Here is a 15,432-nt window from a genome sequence, read left to right as displayed (position 1 = left end):
GGCGAGCACCATGGCCCCCTGCATTGCGGCGCCATGCCGCAGGGCAACCTGTCCATGCTCCGATCCGGCAAACCCGCATTTGCAAAGCGCCACTGGCCCAGCTTCCTTTTTCAAAAGGACAAGGGGCGCACGCCAGGCCTTTGCCTCACTACAAGAAACCGCGCCATTCACCCGGGCCCTGCCCCGTGGCCGCGCGGCTGGAGACAACGGAATGACCACGCGCATGCTGATCGATGCGCGCCACCAGGAAGAAACCCGGGTGGCTGTGCTCAAGGGCAATCGTATTGAAGAATTCGACTTTGAATCTGCTGATCACAAGCAGATCAAGGGCAATATCTACCTCGCCAAGGTTACCCGCGTAGAGCCTTCGCTCCAGGCGGCCTTCGTCGATTTCGGGGGCAACCGTCACGGTTTCCTCGCGTTCAGCGAGATCCACCCGGATTATTACCAGATCCCCAAGGAAGACCGCGAGGCGCTGCTGGCTGAAGAAGCCGCCCACGCCGAGGAAGAAGCCGCCCTGCGCGCCGCCGAAGACGGTGACGACGAGGATTACGAAGGCGGTTACGACGACGGCGGTTATGAAGACGGCGGTTATCAAGACGGCCGGGGCGTGACCGAGGTCGACACTTCGGAAAAGGACCAGGTCGCCACGATCGAAGGTGGCGTGGTCGAAAACGGCTTTGACCACGAAGGCGAAGACGCCGCCGATGGCGAAGCGGAAGAATCCAACGGTGAAGGCGGCCGCCGCCAGCGCCGTCCGCGCCGCCAGGGCCGCGGCCAGAGCAAGGAAGCGGAAGAACTGCGCGCCAAGCGCATGGCCCTGCGCCGCCGCTACAAGATCCAGGACGTGATCCAGCGCCGCCAGGTGCTGCTCGTCCAGGTCGTCAAGGAAGAGCGCGGCAACAAGGGCGCTGCGCTGACCACCTATCTCAGCCTCGCGGGCCGCTATTGCGTGCTCATGCCCAATTCCAGCCACGGTGGCGGCATCAGCCGCAAGATCAGTTCGGCTTCAGATCGCAAGCGGTTGAAGCAGATCATCGCCGACATGGAACTGCCCCGCTCGATGAGCTGCATCGTCCGCACCGCCGGCCTGCAGCGCACCAAGCCCGAGATCAAGCGCGATTTCGACTATCTCGCCCGCCTGTGGGACGAGATCCGCGAACGCACCATGCGCTCGTCGGCCCCGGCGCTGATCCATTCCGACAGCGACCTGATCAAGCGCGCGATCCGCGACATCTATAACCGCGACATCGAGGAAGTGGTCGTCGAAGGCGAAGCGGGCTATCGCGCCGCCAAGGACTTCATGAAGCTGCTGATGCCCAGCCACGCCAAGCGGGTGCGCCAGTATGCCGATCCCGTGCCGCTGTTCCAGCGCTATGGCGCCGAAGACCAGCTTTCGGCGATGTACGATCCAGTGGTGCAGCTCAAGTCGGGCGGCTACCTGGTAATCAACCCGACCGAGGCTCTCGTCTCGATCGACATCAACTCGGGCCGCTCCACCAAGGAACACGGCATCGAGCAGACCGCCGTGGCCACCAACCTGGAAGCCGCGCGCGAAATCGCCCGCCAGCTGCGCCTGCGCGACATGGCCGGCCTGGTCGTGATCGACTTCATCGACATGGAATACGGATCGAACATCCGCAAGGTCGAGAAGGCGATGAAGGACGCCCTCAAGGATGACCGCGCCCGCATCCAGGTGGGCCGCATCTCGGGCTTTGGCCTCATGGAAATGAGCCGCCAGCGCCTGCGCACCGGCGTACTCGAAGCCACGACGCGCGCCTGTCCGCACTGCGATGGTTCGGGCCTAGTCCGCACCGCCTCGTCCGCCGGCCTTTCGGCGCTGCGCATGATCGAAGACGAAGCCGCCAAGGGCAAGGGCAACGTCATCACGCTCTATGCCAGCCAGGAAGCGGCGATCTACGTGCTCAACACCAAGCGCGCCGATCTTGCCGAGATCGAACTGCGCTATGGCGTGACCGTGGAAGTGATCCCCGAAGGCGAGAACGAAGGCGCCAAGATGCGCGTTGCCTCGCGCGGGCCCAAGCCGGAATTCGTGCCCCGCTTCGAACCCATCGTCGAACCCGAAGAAGACGATGAGATCGAGGATTCCTATGACGACGAGGAAGAAGAAGTCGTCGAGGAACGCCGCGAGCGCGAGGAACGGCGTGAAAGCCGTGGCGAAGGTGAAGGCGAAGGCGGTGGTCGTCGCAAGCGCCGCAAGCGCCGGCGTGGCCGTAACCGCGATCGCCGCGAAGACGGTGTGAACGGCGAAGCGGGTGAAGACGGCGAAGGCGAAGCCTATGAAGGCGAAGGCGAAGCCGACGAAACGGCCATCGCTGCCGATGGCGCCGAAGCCGAAGCAGACGCCGACAGCACCGAAGACACCGCGGGCGAAGCCCACGCTGACGACGACGCCGACCGTGGCCCGCGCAAGCGCCGCCGCCGCAGCCGTCGCCGTCGCGGTGGCCAGCGTGACGACGCTGCCGACGTGCAGGGTGAAGAAGCCCAGGCCGATGCGGCCGGCGAGGAAACCCCGGCCCCCGTGGCCGAGGACACCGCGACCGAACCGGCTGCTGCGGCCCTGGCCGCCGCAGAAGCCCCGGCGACCGAAGCCGTGGCCCCTGAAGCCCCGGCCCAGGAACCCCCTGCAAAGCCCAAGCGCGTGCGCAAGAAGAAGGTTGCCGAGGCCCCGGCCGAAGTGACCGCCGAACCTGCGCCGGTTGCCGAAGCTCCCGCCGAGGAAGCCCCGGCCCAGGAAGCCCCTGCAAAGCCCAAGCGCGTGCGCAAGAAGAAGGTCGCCGAAGCCCCGGCCGAAGTGACCGCAGAACCTGCGCCCGTTGTTGAAGCTCCCGCCCAGGAAGCCCCGGCCCAGGAAGCCCCGGCAAAGCCCAAGCGCGTGCGCAAGAAGAAGGTCGTCGAAGCCCCGGCCGAAGCGACCACCGAACCTGCGCCGGCTGCTGCTCTGGCCCAGCCCGAAGCGGCCGAGCCCAGCGCCACCGCCCCGGCACCCGCCGGTGACGCGGAAAGCGAAGGCGAAGGCGAAGACGGCAACGCCCCCCGCCGCGGCTGGTGGCAACGCACCTTCGGCGCCTAAGCCTGGGGCCTGAAGGCCCATCCAAAAGACCCGCCATCGCTAACCGATGGCGGGTCTTTTCATAGGTGGCGCAAATGGTGACCCACGCTGAGAACGGCGTGAACGGGCAGAACGAAGTATGTCCGGTTGCGGACAGTCACCTTGCAAAAGCGCCGTTGTCCACGATCGCGCAGTACCATGGGGTAGGCATGGCTGGTTACGGGCGCACTTGGGTGTTGGCGGCAACGGTGATCTGCTGCGCGCGGGCCAGAGCCAGTTGGCGGCGGGTTTCGATCTGGGCGAGGCCGCCTTTTACCGCCCTGTTGTAGCATTGCATCTCTTCGGTAGCCATGTGAACAGTGCCGTCATTGAACGGCGTGCACATTTCGGCGGCCACACGGCGCAGTTGCGCCTTCAGCGCTTTCACCGCCTTGGGCGAGGTGAAATCGACATGCGCGATATCCATCTCGGCATGCGGGATGTCGGCCGTCGCGTTCTGCGCGGCAGCGGGCATGGCGCCGGCGATGGCCGCGGCGGCGAGCGATAGAACAACGGTCTTGGCGTAGTTGGCGGTCCGGATCATGGTCATTCCCCTGTCAAAGTCTGTCCAGGCGTTCCTGCCTGACAAGGGATGACTACCCGGACCACTCCTGGCTTGCGCGTGACGGCCGTCACGCCGGCATGTTATTTGCCGTGGCCGTCGTTTTTGCCGTGCCCGTCATTCTTTCCATGGCCGTCGTTCTTTCCGTGGCCATCGTTCTTTACCTGAGCGTGCTTCTTGGGCGGCTTTACCTTCTTGTGATGATGGTGGCGGGGATGCTTCGCCTCGGCTGTTGCCGGCGCCAGCAGCATTGCGGCCGCCCCCATGGCCATGATCAGAACGCGCATGTCTGTTTCTCCTCGATTGCGGTCCGCCGTCGGACCGTTCACAAACCCAGTGTCCCGCGCAGGGCCACGAAGCGCGGGTCACCGCGCAATGTTGCCAGCAGGGGATCGCACGCCATCTGCGACAGCCCCGAATCGAGCAGCGCATAAGCGCGCTGCAGCGCGGCGATAGCCGGGCCGGGCTCGCCCCACTGTGCGTGGATCTGCGCGATTTGATACATGATCGTCTCGCCGAACTGCGCCTGCAGTTGTGCCATCGCCGTGGCCCCGGCGGCGCGATTTTCCTGCCGCCCCGCGACGATCGCCTGCCCGGTCAGGCGGACGTCGGCGCGTGGCTCCTGGGCAAAGGCGGCAGCCGCTTCGGCCAGTTGCCCCTGCATCACCAGTGCCCGGCCAATGTCGCCATGCGCGCCCGAAAGCTGCGCATTCATGCCCAGCGCCTGGCGCGCCGCCGCGATCGCCGCATCCCACCGACCGGCGTAATAGAGCATCCGGCCCTTGGCGCGCGGCACCAGCGGGTTGAGCGGATCGAGCCCGATCGCCGTCTCGATCGCCGTCAGCGCCGCGGCACTGCGTCCAGTCTTGGCGGCAAAGAACGCGTAAGGCACCAGGATCGCCGCATCCTCGCTGCCCAGATCGCGCGCCCGCGCGAACCATGGCGCTGCCGCGCGCGCGTCCAGCCGCGCTGTGAACAGAGCATCGCCCATGCCCAACTGCGCCATGGCCAGCCGCGGCGCCAGTTCCACCGCGCGCTGCGCCGATACCACCGCCTGGGTATAGAGATCGCGCATCTCGGCCGCGGTCGCATAGTTCGCGCCGATATCGAGCAATGCGCTGGCCCGCGCGGCCCAAGCCTGGGCGTAGTGCGGATCGGCCCGGATCGCGACATCGAACAAGCGTGCCGCCTCGCGGTCCGATTCGGCGCCGATATCTGATTGATAGGCCGCCCGCCCTTTCAGGAATGCGTCATAGGCATCGACGCTGGTGGTCCCCGCCTCCTGCACCGCCGCGCGCGCAACAGGGCTGAGCGTACCCGCGATCGCCTGCGTCACCATAGCGGCGATATCGGCCTGCACCGCGAGGACATTGCTCAGCCCGCTATCGTAATCGCGCGACCATTTCACCAGGCCCGTTCCGGCCTCTACCAGTTCGACCGTGATCCGCATCGCGGCCCCTTGGCGCCGCACGCTGCCATCGAGCAGATAGGCCACGCCCAACTTTGCCGCCACGCTGCGGGCATCTACCGCCTGCCCGCGAAACTGGTTGGAAGAGACTTGCGCCGCCACGCGAAACAGCCCGGTCTGCCCCAGGCGCGCGCGCAACTCGTCGGAGAGGCCATCGGAAAACCACGCCTGCGTGGGATCGCCGCTCAGGTTGGTCAGCGGCAACACCGCAATGCTGTTTTCGGCGTGGGTGCCCCCGCGCCGCCACCACCAGCCGGCACCGCCCACCGCCGCCAGCCCGATCGCGGCGCCACCGGCCAGCCAGGACCTTCGCGAAACCCCGGCCCGGTCTGCTGTCCCCGGGGGCGGCACCACCGGCACCGTTTGCCCGCGCGCTGCCGCCCGCCCCTGCGCCCCTGCGCGGATCGCCGCCAACAGCCGCCGCGTTTCACCCGCGTCGCTGCTGCCGTCCCAGCGTGAAAAATCGATCACCTGATATTGCCGGAACCCCAGCGGCGGCGGCGTCCCGTCCAGCGAGATCGGCACCAAGCGCCCGCGGTCGCGCCCATGCGCCGCCTCGTCGCGCACCCAGTCCGACGCCACCGAGGCTGCAGACCAGGCGACCACGACCATCTCCGCCGCGTCCAGCGCCGCCTCGATCGACTGGGCAAAGGCCGCCCCCCCGGCGATCAGCTCGTCCCACCAGACATCCAGCCCCGCCGCCTGCAACGCCACCACAAGCTGCTCGGCCCGCGCCCGATCGGGTCGCGCATAGGAAACGAACACCGTTGGCCCGCCAGCCCCAGAGCCGCCCCCGGTGGTCGTGCCCATATCGTCCGCTGCCGTTGCCACTTCGCTCATGGCGCCAGCGCTCCAGCACCCACCACTTTGCGGATCCACGGCAGGTAATGCGCCACGTTCGTGTAAATCCCCGGCACATTGGGCAAGGCGCAGCCATATCCGCCCGAAACGATCCCCACCAGCGCCTCGGGATCGTCACCGTTCATGCCCACCAGCGGCCCACCGCTGTCTCCCTGGCACGAATCGCGCCCGCCCGGGCCATAGCCGGCACAGACCACGCCATCGGTCACCACCCCGCGATAGTGGCGGTTGCGCGCGCAAACAGCGCGCGGCACCGGATCGAGCCGCACCATGCGCAGCTCGCGCGCCTCGTGGAGCAGATGGCCCTTGTCATCCAGGTGGGGCGCGGTGTCGTCGCCGTGCGCGGTCATCGTTCCCCAGCCGTAAACCGCCATGATCACCCAATCGTCGGGCAAGGGATCGTCGGCGCGCACACCAGATATGCGCAAGGGCGCAATCCGCTTCGGATCGTCCATCGGCACAGTCTCGGCATCGGCGGCGATCCGCAACAGCGCAATGTCGTTGCGAAAGCGCCGCTCGTTGAAATCCGGGTGCAGCACCACCTTGGCAATCGCATAAGTCGCGCCGCCCTGGACCAGATCCTGCGTTCCCAGCCGAATCCGCTGCCAGCGCCGCACATAGTCGGGATCGATCGCGCCATCGGCATTGATGATGCAATGCTGTGCGGTCAGCACCCATTGCGGCGCGATGAGCACCCCGCCGCAATGATGATGGAATTCGTACGCGTGGCGCTGGTTCAGGTATTCGGCATTGGGGCTGCCCGCGCGCACCATTGCCGCGTCGGCCACGAAATCCTGCCGCACGTAGCGCGCGGTCGAATAGAACTCGGCCTGCCATGGCGTCGCCTGCTGCAAGTCGCGCACCCGCGTCCCGCCGACCACCCCCACCGAGTGCGGCCGCCGCAGCAACATACACCGCCAGGCCAGCCGTGTTCGCCTTGCCAGCCGCATCCCGTTGATCGTGCGGTCGGGCAAGGCCCGCCCTGCCGCCGACACCTGCCAGATACCCATCGTGTCGGGCCGGGGCGACAACGGGCATCGCCGTTGCGGCGGCACCAGCGTTATCGACGCCAGCGCGGGAATCGTCTCTTCACCAAACACCTGCGGTGCCGACGTGTACAATCGGTAGCGAATGCCATCGCGCACCAGCTCGCGATGGGTCACGGTCACCTGCGGCAAGTCCGTAAGGCCGCCGTCCGCTTCTATCCGCTCGGCCATGCCGTCCGTGATCTTGTACCGCCGCACGCCGACCGCCACCACCCGCGTCGCCACCTGGGGCCCACTGATCGTCGCCGCGGTTGCACCGCGATCCCGCGCCTGCGCCGGCCATGCCGCCACCAGCGCCAGTATCACTGCCGCAAGACCGCACCGGCAGCCGCGTGCTACCGCCCCCCAATACTGACGCCTGCTATGCCCCATATCGCTTTTTCTTGCGACGCGGCCGTATCCGCGCAGCCAGTTAATTGCCCGATTTTACATTCCAAGGCAATTTTACATTCTGACGCAAATAGCCGTGTCCAGCGGCCGAAGACGCCGCATCCGCAACGGCTGCCTGTTCATTGTCCCGCTGGTGGGCCTTTCGGGCGAGCCCTGCACCTGATACGCTGGGCATATGGACACCCCCGCCCGCCACGATGCCCAAGCCGTGCTGGCCGAAACCTTTGCCTGCCCACCCGCTGTCGCCACGGCGATAAACGGCAAGGCGCACTTGCGCGATTACCCCGCCAAGGCGGTAATCGTTGCCTGTGACAGCGTGTTCGATGCCGTCCACGTCATGGTTGCGGGCAACGCCCGGATGCAGGCCTTCGGGCTCGACGGCCGCCTCGTCGCGGTCGAGGACTATGGCCGTGGCGACCTGTTCGGCGAAAACGGCCTGTTCGAAACCGAACGCGCCGCGCACGACATTTCGGCGATCGCCCCCAGCTGCGCTGCAGCGATCGGCAACGCCGCCTTTCTCGATCTGATGGCCAACTACAACTGCGTCGCGCTGGCGGTTTCGCGCCGCCTCGTCGCGCGCCTGTCCAGGATCACCCGCCGCATGGTCGAGGGTGCCACGCTTTCAGCCAACGGCCGCATCCATGCCGAAATCCTGCGCCAGGCGCAGGCCGGCACCGCCATGACGATCAGCCCGCCACCGGTGCTCAGCCAACTTGCGCTCAAGGTGCAATCGACGCGCGAGACGGTCAGCCGCGCAATCTCGGCGCTGGAAAAACGCGGCATCATCCGCCGCGACGCGCAAGGCCTCGCTGTTGTCGCCCCGCACCGCCTCGAAGAACTGATCTACTGATCACGCGCACCAGCGCTCAATCCCCGACTGCCGAAATCGCGAAGAGCCGGATATCGTCAACCTCGCCCACCAACTCGGGCGAAATCCGGTCACCCTGGTTCACGCACAGCGCCGCGGCCAGCGTCTCGCTCGCCGTCAACACCCCGGGCAGCGCGGCTGCGGCGATCATCCCGAGCTCGGCGATCCCGCGCCCAACCAGCGCCGCGGGCGCTTCCAGCCAGTGCGCCAGCGCATAGTGCCCCGAAACGCGCAAAGGCACATTAACCCCCGGCGCGCCCAGTGGCGGCATCGCCAGCAAGGCACAGGCATAGGCCCAGGCCGCGTCGGGATCGGCAAAGGCCACCAGCCGTGCGTTGCCCACCGGCAGTGTCAGCTCGGGCTGCACTGGCAAGGCCGCACAGGCCGCGCGAAACGGCGCGATCACCGCGTCGAGCGCAGATGAAAACCCATCTTCGTCAAGATCGTCCAGCCCGGCAAAACCGATCCACAGCATCGCCGCCAGCCGCCGGTCGACCCGGCCTTCGGGCGCACCAAGCGCGCCCGAAGCCACCACCGGCGCATCACGCACCGCCGCGATGCAGTGCTGAGGCCCTGCGTCGCGCCACCGCTCGCCCAGATAGGCGGTCGAAAGGCCCGCGCCAAACCGCCCCGCTCCACCATCGGTGATCAGCAATTGCGCAGCCCCGCTCGCCAGCATCCGCGCATTGAGCACGGCCGCGCCCATCGCCACATCTGCTGCCAGCCGCGTCGCCAGCGGCTCATAGGCGCCGCGCAGCGCGGTGAGGCAGCGCACCGATTGCGCCGCATCGAGACAGGCGTGAAACCGCGGCAACCACGCCGGATCATAGGGCATCACCGATTGCGCGATGAACGCCTCCACCCCGATCGGCAGCACGACATGCAATTCCGACCCGCGCGCCAGCAAGGCCTCGGCCACAACGATATCTGCACCCGCAGCCAACGCACCGAACCCGAAGCCGACACCCTCTACGGTCAGCCATTCGCCCACCACGTCGCGCAGGCGGTCCCCCGCTGCCGCCGAAACGCCCAGATGCCCGGCAAAGTTCAGCGAGCGCGGCGGGCGGAACGCATCGAGCCACCCGGCGTCCGCGCCCATCGCCGCCAGCACCAGCGCCATCTGCCGCAAGGTCGCCGCGCGATCGGCCCAGCCATCGGGATCGGCCGCGCAGGCCGCGGCAAAAGCCGCCCGCGCCGCCGTGGCCTCACCACACACGAGATGGGCCTGCGCCCGCGCCGCGGCGATGAAATAAGGCGTCTCGGCCCATTCATTCTCCGCCGTCAACGCGGCCAAGACCCTGCGTGCCAGGCGTTCGGCCGCGTCGCAGTCGCCCGCCAGCCGTCGCAGCACCGCCTCGTCGATCCACAGCCACGGCTGCGGGTTCAACGCGGCGGCGGCGGCAAAGGCATCCGCCGCCGCCACCAGCGCCCCGGTCCGCGCCGCGCCGCGCGCACGCAGCGCCGCCTCTTTCAACAGGCGCGCCTGCGTCGCCAGCGCCGCCGGATCGTCGCCCCGTGCACTCCAGCCACCCGCCTCGAACATCGCCATGGCAAAGCCCAGGCTGCCGGCGCGCGCGGCGGTAATGATGGCGGCCAGGCTGGTCCGCACCGGAGGGGCAGCGATCATCGGCAACGGGGTTCCTCGGCGCGCGGTCGTGTCATGCCTTCCGATCATAGCGACAAGCCTTCCTCCACACCACAGCTGCGCAGTTGGCCTTTGACTCCAGAAAAAACCGGCAGGTGCCTGTGGAAGAAGGCACCTGCCGGCGGCCGATCCGCGCGGGTCGCATGCGCGGCAGCCTCAAAGCGCACGCCCCCACCGCATAGGCGTCGCGCGCTTCGGTCTGATAAAGTGGAAGAAACCTGGCCGTGAAAGGGCGATACCGGCCCGATCAATGCACCGGGCGCACGTCGGTGTTGACGGCAACGGTGGTGTGCGGCGCGCGGGCCAGGGCCAGCTGGCGGTGCGTTTCGATCTGGGCGAGGCCGCCCTTCATTGCCGTGTTGAAGCAATGCATTTCGTCGCTCGTCATGTGACCGCTGCCATCAGTGAACGGCGTGCAGATCTTGGTGGCCAGGCGGCGCAGCCGCATCTGCAGCGCCTTTACCGCCTTGGGCGACGTGAAGTCGATGTGCGCAACATCCAGGTCGGCATGCGGGATGTCGGTGGTCGCGTTCTGCGCGGCAGCAGGCATGGCATTGATGGCGGCCACGGCAGCCAGCGAGAGTGCAACGGTCTTGGCGAAGTTGGCAGTCCGGATCATGGTCATTCCCCCTATGAAAGTCTGTCCAGGCGTTCGTGCCTGACAAGGGATTGACTACCGGGGCCGCGCCCCGCCTACGCGTGACGGCCGTCACGCCTGCATTTTTTTGTTGGCTGTGCCGACGGCTCCCGCTGCCGCCCCGTCCGCCGCAGTGTGATCAAATACGGCGACGGTCGCGCGCAATGTTTGGATCGAATGCGAACCAATCGCTGCGCCGCAGCCTAGGCGGCTGGGCGGCGACGTTCGTCAGCGGCCATCGGGGACAAGAGCCCAAGCGCATCCTCAAGAAGGATTATACTTCGCCAGCCATGCCCCGATCGCGTCCAGCATCGCCTTGCGGTCTTCGGCGCGGGTGAAATAGTGGTCGGCCTTGGGCAGGCTGACATAATCCACCGTCTTGCCGGCTGCGCGCATGCGGCTGGCCATGGAGTCCGATTGCGAGGCAGCCACGGTCACGTCCTTGCGGCCGTGGATCAGCAGCAGCGGCGCCTTGATCCTGTCCACCGCGTTCAGCGGTGAGACGGCGGGGAAATCGGGCGTCATCGCTTTCCAGTCGTCGCTGTATTTGCCCTGCATGTAATAGCCGCCGAAATCGTTCACTTCGCGGCGCAGGCTGGCCACGCCGGAAATCGAGATGCCGCAGCGGTAGAGGTCCGGGTCCTTGGCCAGGCCCCACATCGTGGCATAGCCGCCATAGGATGCGCCCACGATACACGCCCGCTTGGGGTCCGCCATGCCCTGGGCCACCGCCCAGGCCAGGCCATCGGTGATATCGTCCTGCATAGCCAGGCCCATCTGCCCTTCGCCCTTGCGCAAGAAACCCACGCCATAGCCGGTGGAACCGCGGAAATTAGGCTGGATCACCAAGTAGCCGCGGCTGGCGATATATTGCGCCAGATAGTCCCAACTGGCCACGTCCTGCGCCCAGGGCCCGCCGTGGGGCAGCATGACCACGGGCAACTTGTGCGCCTCGTGCCCCTTGGGCACCGTCACCACGGCCTCGATCTCCAGCCCGTCACGCGCCTTGTAGCGCATGGTCTTGACCGGGGAGAGCGGCACCTGCTTGAGCGCATCGTTGAACACCGCGATGCGCTGCATCTGGCCCGAATTGAGGCTGAAGTAATAGAGCCCGCCCGGGCTTTCGGGCCGGGCAAGCGTGAGCAGCATGGCGCTGCGGTCGGCGTTGAGGCTGGATATTTCCGCGCTCACGCCCTGCGCCGCCACGGATTTGTCGAACGCGCCCTGGATTTCCGCCATCTCGGGATCGAGCCAGTGGACGCGGCCCGGCGCATCGGTGGTGGCCACGCCCAGCACGGCGGTGCGATCGGTGGAAAGCACCGTGTGGTCGATCTCGGTCCCCGCCGGCGCTTCGAACAGCATCCGCCCGGTCTGCTGGGTCAGCATGTTGACTTCGAACAGCCGGTCGCGGCCATCGTCACCGGTAAACACGGCCACTGCATTGTCGCCGCCTGGCAGGAACACGATCGGGTCAATCAGCGATTCATGGGCGCGCGAACTGGCGCGGTCGATCGTGCGGAGCGCCTGGGCCGGATCGGCGCCGCGATAGACCAACTGCGCTTGGCGGCCCGATTGGGTGAAGGAAACGCCGCTGCGCACCACGCCGTTGCCGTCGGCCTGCCACTCCACCACCCCGGCGCGCCAGTTCTGCACGATGCGATCGCGCCCGTTGGCCAGGTTCACACGGTGGACAGTGGGGAAAAAACCTTCGTCCAGATACATCGAGTGCTGCGCCGAAACCAGGATTTCGGGGGTGCCGTCGTGCGCTGTCCAGATCACCGAGGCGGTATTCTGCCCGTTGAGCGACCACAGGATGCGCGTCACTTTGCCAGTGGCACGCTCCACCGCAATCAGTCGGGAGACATAGCCGCGATCGCCCTGGCCCAGCGGCACCAGCGCGCGCAGCTTGACCAGCAGATAATCGTTGCCGACCCATTGCACCCAGTCCGCCTCGGTCATGTCGGGTACGGCCAGTTGCACCGGCTTTTCCTTGGGATCGAACAGGCTGCGCACGCCGATCACCTGCATCCCGCCCACGCCGAATTTGCCGGCAATCCGCTGCCCGTCGGGCGAAAGCGCGCCATCGGCGAAGAAGGGAATCCGGGCAAAGGCATCGGCGTCGGGCACGGTTGCGCTGGGCGTCGAAGCGGCAGCGGCGGCAGACGCGGCGGCCGGCGGTGCCCCCTGCGGTGACGCACCCGTTTCCGCAAAGGCCGGCGTCGCCAGCAATGCCGCCAGGCCACAACCCCATGCCCACACGCCGATTACCCCAACGCGCGCCTGCTCGTACCGCATCTGTCCCCCTATATAGCCCACTATTTCAAGCTATTGCACAATCAGGGCGATAATCCAGCCTCCCACCGTCCAATTGTCACCATCCTGGATGGGATTTATCGCGCCACCCGCCACGCCCGGGAATTTTTCGCACTGGCAACATGCCCCGCCAGCGAGCGAGGCCAACGGTTTCGGGCATACCATGGGGCAAGCGCCCCACTCCCCCCTTGCCCCATGCTGCGTTTGCGCTAAGGACGACTCGTTGAAGCCGATCTGGCCTTGCCGGCCAGCGGCCCAGTGCAGCAGGACCCGGTTTTATGGCGACTTTCACGCTCCCCAAGAACTCCACGATCACCGGCAAGGCGCGCCATCACGCCGCCGCCACCAACGGCAAGATCAAGAAGTTCAAGGTCTATCGCTATGATCCGGACAGCGGCGAGAACCCCCGCTACGACACGTTCGAGATCGATCTCGAACAGTGCGGCCCGATGGTGCTCGACGCGCTGATCAAGATGAAGGGCGAGCAGGACCCGACGCTCACGTTCCGCCGCTCGTGCCGCGAAGGCATCTGCGGTTCCTGTGCGATGAACATGAATGGCCGCAACGGCCTGGCCTGCACCACCGCGATCGAGGATCTCAAGGGCGAAATCCGCATCACCCCGCTGCCGCACATGCAGGTGATCAAGGACCTGGTTCCCGATTTCACCCATTTCTACGCGCAGTACGCGTCGATCCGCCCCTGGCTGCAAACCGTCTCGCCCACGCCTTCGGGCAAGGAACGCCTGCAGAGCCCGGAACAGCGTGAAAAGCTCGATGGCCTCTATGAGTGCATCCTGTGCGCGTGCTGCTCCACCTCGTGCCCGAGCTATTGGTGGAATTCCGACAAGTTCCTTGGCCCGGCGATCCTGCTCCAGGCCTACCGCTGGCTGGCCGACAGCCGCGACGAGATGACCGGCGAGCGTCTCGACGAGCTGGAAGATCCCTTCCGCCTCTATCGCTGCCACACCATCATGAACTGCGCCAACGTGTGCCCCAAGGGTCTTTCGCCGGCGCGCGCCATTGCCGAAATCAAGAAGATGCAGGCCGAACGCGCGATCTGACGCGCAGCGCCGGCTTTCCTTCTCGCGTTATCCCGAACGCCGGCCGGTCCCTTCCGGCCGGCGTTCTGCTTTTCCAGGGGCCCGTTCCTTTTTCATGACTCGCATCACCCAGCGCTATGCGCGACTCGTCGCCTCGGGCGAACTGCGCCCCGATCCCGAACAGGCCGCGGCCGCCACCCGGCTCGACCGGCTGCAGCAGGAACTGGAAAGCCCCCCGCCCGCGCCGGGTCTTTTTGGCCGCCTGCTCGGCAACAAGGCTCCGCCTCCGCCCCGCGGGCTCTACATGTGGGGCGGCGTCGGGCGCGGCAAATCCATGTTGATGGACCTGTTCCACGACAATCTCGCCGTGTCGGCCAAGCGGCGCGCCCATTTCCATGCCTTCATGCTGGATGTGCACGCCCGCCTGCGCGAAGCGCGCAAGAGCGAGAGCGGCGATCCGATCGTGCCGGTGGCGGCCGGTATCGCCGCCGAATGCCGGGTGCTGTGCTTTGACGAAATGGTCGTCAACAACAGCGCCGATGCGATGATCATGAGCCGGCTGTTCACCGCGCTGATCGTGGAACATGGCGTGGTGGTGGTCACCACCAGCAACCGCGCGCCGTCGGAACTCTACAAGAACGGCCTAAACCGCGAGCATTTCCTGCCGTTCATCGCGCTGGTCGAAAGCCGGCTCGACGTGCTGGCGCTCAACGGGCCGGTCGATTACCGGCTCGAACGCCTGCAGGGCGTGGGCACCTGGCACGTGCCCAATGGCCCGGCCGCGACCGAAGCCGTACGCGAAGCGTTCTTCCGCATGACCGACTTTGCCCCCGAAGACAGCGCCAACGTGCCGAGCGCAGAACTCGACGTGGGCGGAGGACGCACGCTGCACGTGCCCAAAAGCCTCAAGGGCGTTGGCGTGTTCAGCTTCAAGCGCCTTTGCGCCCAGCCGCGCGGTGCCTCGGATTACCTCGCGATCGCCCACGCCTATCACACCGTGATCATCGTCGGCATTCCGCAACTCGGCCCGGAACAGCGCAACGAAGCCGCCCGCTTCGTCACCCTCATCGACGCGCTCTACGAACACAAGGTCAAGCTGATCGCCACGGCCGATGCCGAACCCGTTAACCTTTACGAATCGGGCGACGGCCGATTCGAGTTCGAGCGCACCGTGAGTCGACTGATGGAAATGCAAAGCCAAGACTATCTGGCGCTCGGACACGGCAATGAGTGAGCCATAATCCAATAAAACTTAAAGTCATTATAAAGACGAAAGCCCGCGATTATTCATCGCGGGCTTTTGCTTTTTAAAGGGCTTTACTGACCTGATACGCACAACATTTAAAAAATGCCTACGCTACAGCGAGTTCCCGTATCGGCATTAGCCGAACAGCAGGCGAAGCAGCATGAGAACCTCCATCCACGGTTAGAGGCCTCGAGATATCACTAAGTTCCTTGGTTAACAAGAAGTAAACAATTGCAAATTCGCC

Annotated in this window: 11 protein-coding genes; 4 read left to right on the top strand and 7 right to left on the bottom strand. The window is 66.3% G+C overall.

The genetic code is table 11. The features are described from left to right. The first annotated feature begins 211 nt into the window (after positions 1-211). Entirely contained in the window at positions 212-3,094 is a 2,883-nt protein-coding gene (locus FHT19_RS04240) for a ribonuclease E/G (RefSeq protein WP_169474057.1), read from the top strand. 196 nt (positions 3,095-3,290) lie between these two features. Here FHT19_RS04240 and FHT19_RS04235 read toward each other — a convergent pair whose 3' ends face one another. The 4 genes from FHT19_RS04235 to FHT19_RS24735 all read right to left on the bottom strand — a co-directional run bounded on the left by FHT19_RS04235 (position 3,291) and on the right by FHT19_RS24735 (position 7,340). Then, positions 3,291-3,662: a UrcA family protein gene (locus FHT19_RS04235; protein ID WP_169474056.1), complete on the bottom strand. Its 372-nt coding sequence runs from the start codon at positions 3,660-3,662 to the stop codon at positions 3,291-3,293. Between the two features lie 95 nt (positions 3,663-3,757). Beyond that, complete coding sequence (locus tag FHT19_RS04230; protein WP_169474055.1) at positions 3,758-3,961, bottom strand: hypothetical protein; 204 nt, start codon at positions 3,959-3,961, stop codon at positions 3,758-3,760. A 38-nt stretch (positions 3,962-3,999) separates the two neighbouring features. Then, positions 4,000-5,982, bottom strand: coding sequence for a TIR domain-containing protein (locus tag FHT19_RS04225; RefSeq protein ID WP_169474054.1), 1,983 nt, complete (start codon positions 5,980-5,982; stop codon positions 4,000-4,002). Beyond that, positions 5,979-7,340, bottom strand: coding sequence for a serine protease (locus tag FHT19_RS24735; protein WP_169474053.1), 1,362 nt, complete (start codon positions 7,338-7,340; stop codon positions 5,979-5,981). The genes FHT19_RS04225 and FHT19_RS24735 overlap by 4 nt, the downstream gene beginning before the upstream one ends. Positions 7,341-7,614: 274 nt before the next feature. Here FHT19_RS24735 and FHT19_RS04215 point away from each other — a divergent pair, with 274 nt between their 5' ends. After that, a complete protein-coding gene (locus FHT19_RS04215; RefSeq protein WP_169474052.1) occupies positions 7,615-8,289 on the top strand; it encodes a Crp/Fnr family transcriptional regulator in 675 nt (224 codons plus the stop codon). A gap of 16 nt (positions 8,290-8,305) precedes the next feature. On the opposite strand, the gene FHT19_RS04210 is transcribed toward FHT19_RS04215, so the two are convergent. From FHT19_RS04210 to FHT19_RS04200, 3 genes are all read right to left on the bottom strand, one after another. After that, positions 8,306-9,934, bottom strand: coding sequence for a hypothetical protein (locus FHT19_RS04210; protein ID WP_169474051.1), 1,629 nt, complete (start codon positions 9,932-9,934; stop codon positions 8,306-8,308). Between the two features lie 265 nt (positions 9,935-10,199). Further along, a complete protein-coding gene (locus FHT19_RS04205; protein ID WP_169474050.1) occupies positions 10,200-10,571 on the bottom strand; it encodes a UrcA family protein in 372 nt (123 codons plus the stop codon). Between the two features lie 282 nt (positions 10,572-10,853). Next, positions 10,854-12,884, bottom strand: a complete 2,031-nt coding sequence (locus tag FHT19_RS04200; protein ID WP_169474049.1) for a S9 family peptidase — start codon at positions 12,882-12,884, stop codon at positions 10,854-10,856. A gap of 296 nt (positions 12,885-13,180) precedes the next feature. On the opposite strand from FHT19_RS04200, the gene FHT19_RS04195 reads away from it, so the two are divergent. Next, positions 13,181-13,963 carry a succinate dehydrogenase iron-sulfur subunit gene (locus FHT19_RS04195; protein ID WP_022675959.1) on the top strand — a complete coding sequence of 261 codons (783 nt, stop codon included), beginning with the start codon at positions 13,181-13,183 and terminating at the stop codon, positions 13,961-13,963. Positions 13,964-14,057: 94 nt separating this feature from the next. Continuing rightward, on the top strand, positions 14,058-15,176 hold the full coding sequence (gene zapE / locus FHT19_RS04190) for a cell division protein ZapE (RefSeq protein ID WP_169474048.1): 1,119 nt from the start codon (positions 14,058-14,060) through the stop codon (positions 15,174-15,176). Positions 15,177-15,432: the final 256 nt, after the last annotated feature.

It is taken from the genome of Novosphingobium sp. SG919 (assembly GCF_012932495.1).
Taxonomy (GTDB): Bacteria; Pseudomonadota; Alphaproteobacteria; order Sphingomonadales; family Sphingomonadaceae; genus Novosphingobium; species Novosphingobium rhizosphaerae.
Note: the sequence above shows the minus strand (reverse complement) of the source record. Positions and strands in the feature narration are given on the sequence as shown.

What these genes read in the sequence shown, in the direction of transcription:
- FHT19_RS04225 (WP_169474054.1), bottom strand. Translation starts at nt 5,982, where the DNA reads ATGAGCGAAGTGGCAACGGCAGCGGACGATATGGGCACGACCACCGGG.
- FHT19_RS04215 (WP_169474052.1), top strand. Translation starts at nt 7,615, where the DNA reads ATGGACACCCCCGCCCGCCACGATGCCCAAGCCGTGCTGGCCGAAACC.
- FHT19_RS04235 (WP_169474056.1), bottom strand. Translation starts at nt 3,662, where the DNA reads ATGACCATGATCCGGACCGCCAACTACGCCAAGACCGTTGTTCTATCG.
- FHT19_RS04230 (WP_169474055.1), bottom strand. Translation starts at nt 3,961, where the DNA reads ATGCGCGTTCTGATCATGGCCATGGGGGCGGCCGCAATGCTGCTGGCG.
- FHT19_RS04240 (WP_169474057.1), top strand. Translation starts at nt 212, where the DNA reads ATGACCACGCGCATGCTGATCGATGCGCGCCACCAGGAAGAAACCCGG.
- FHT19_RS04205 (WP_169474050.1), bottom strand. Translation starts at nt 10,571, where the DNA reads ATGATCCGGACTGCCAACTTCGCCAAGACCGTTGCACTCTCGCTGGCT.
- FHT19_RS04210 (WP_169474051.1), bottom strand. Translation starts at nt 9,934, where the DNA reads ATGATCGCTGCCCCTCCGGTGCGGACCAGCCTGGCCGCCATCATTACC.
- zapE (WP_169474048.1), top strand. Translation starts at nt 14,058, where the DNA reads ATGACTCGCATCACCCAGCGCTATGCGCGACTCGTCGCCTCGGGCGAA.
- FHT19_RS04195 (WP_022675959.1), top strand. Translation starts at nt 13,181, where the DNA reads ATGGCGACTTTCACGCTCCCCAAGAACTCCACGATCACCGGCAAGGCG.
- FHT19_RS04200 (WP_169474049.1), bottom strand. Translation starts at nt 12,884, where the DNA reads ATGCGGTACGAGCAGGCGCGCGTTGGGGTAATCGGCGTGTGGGCATGG.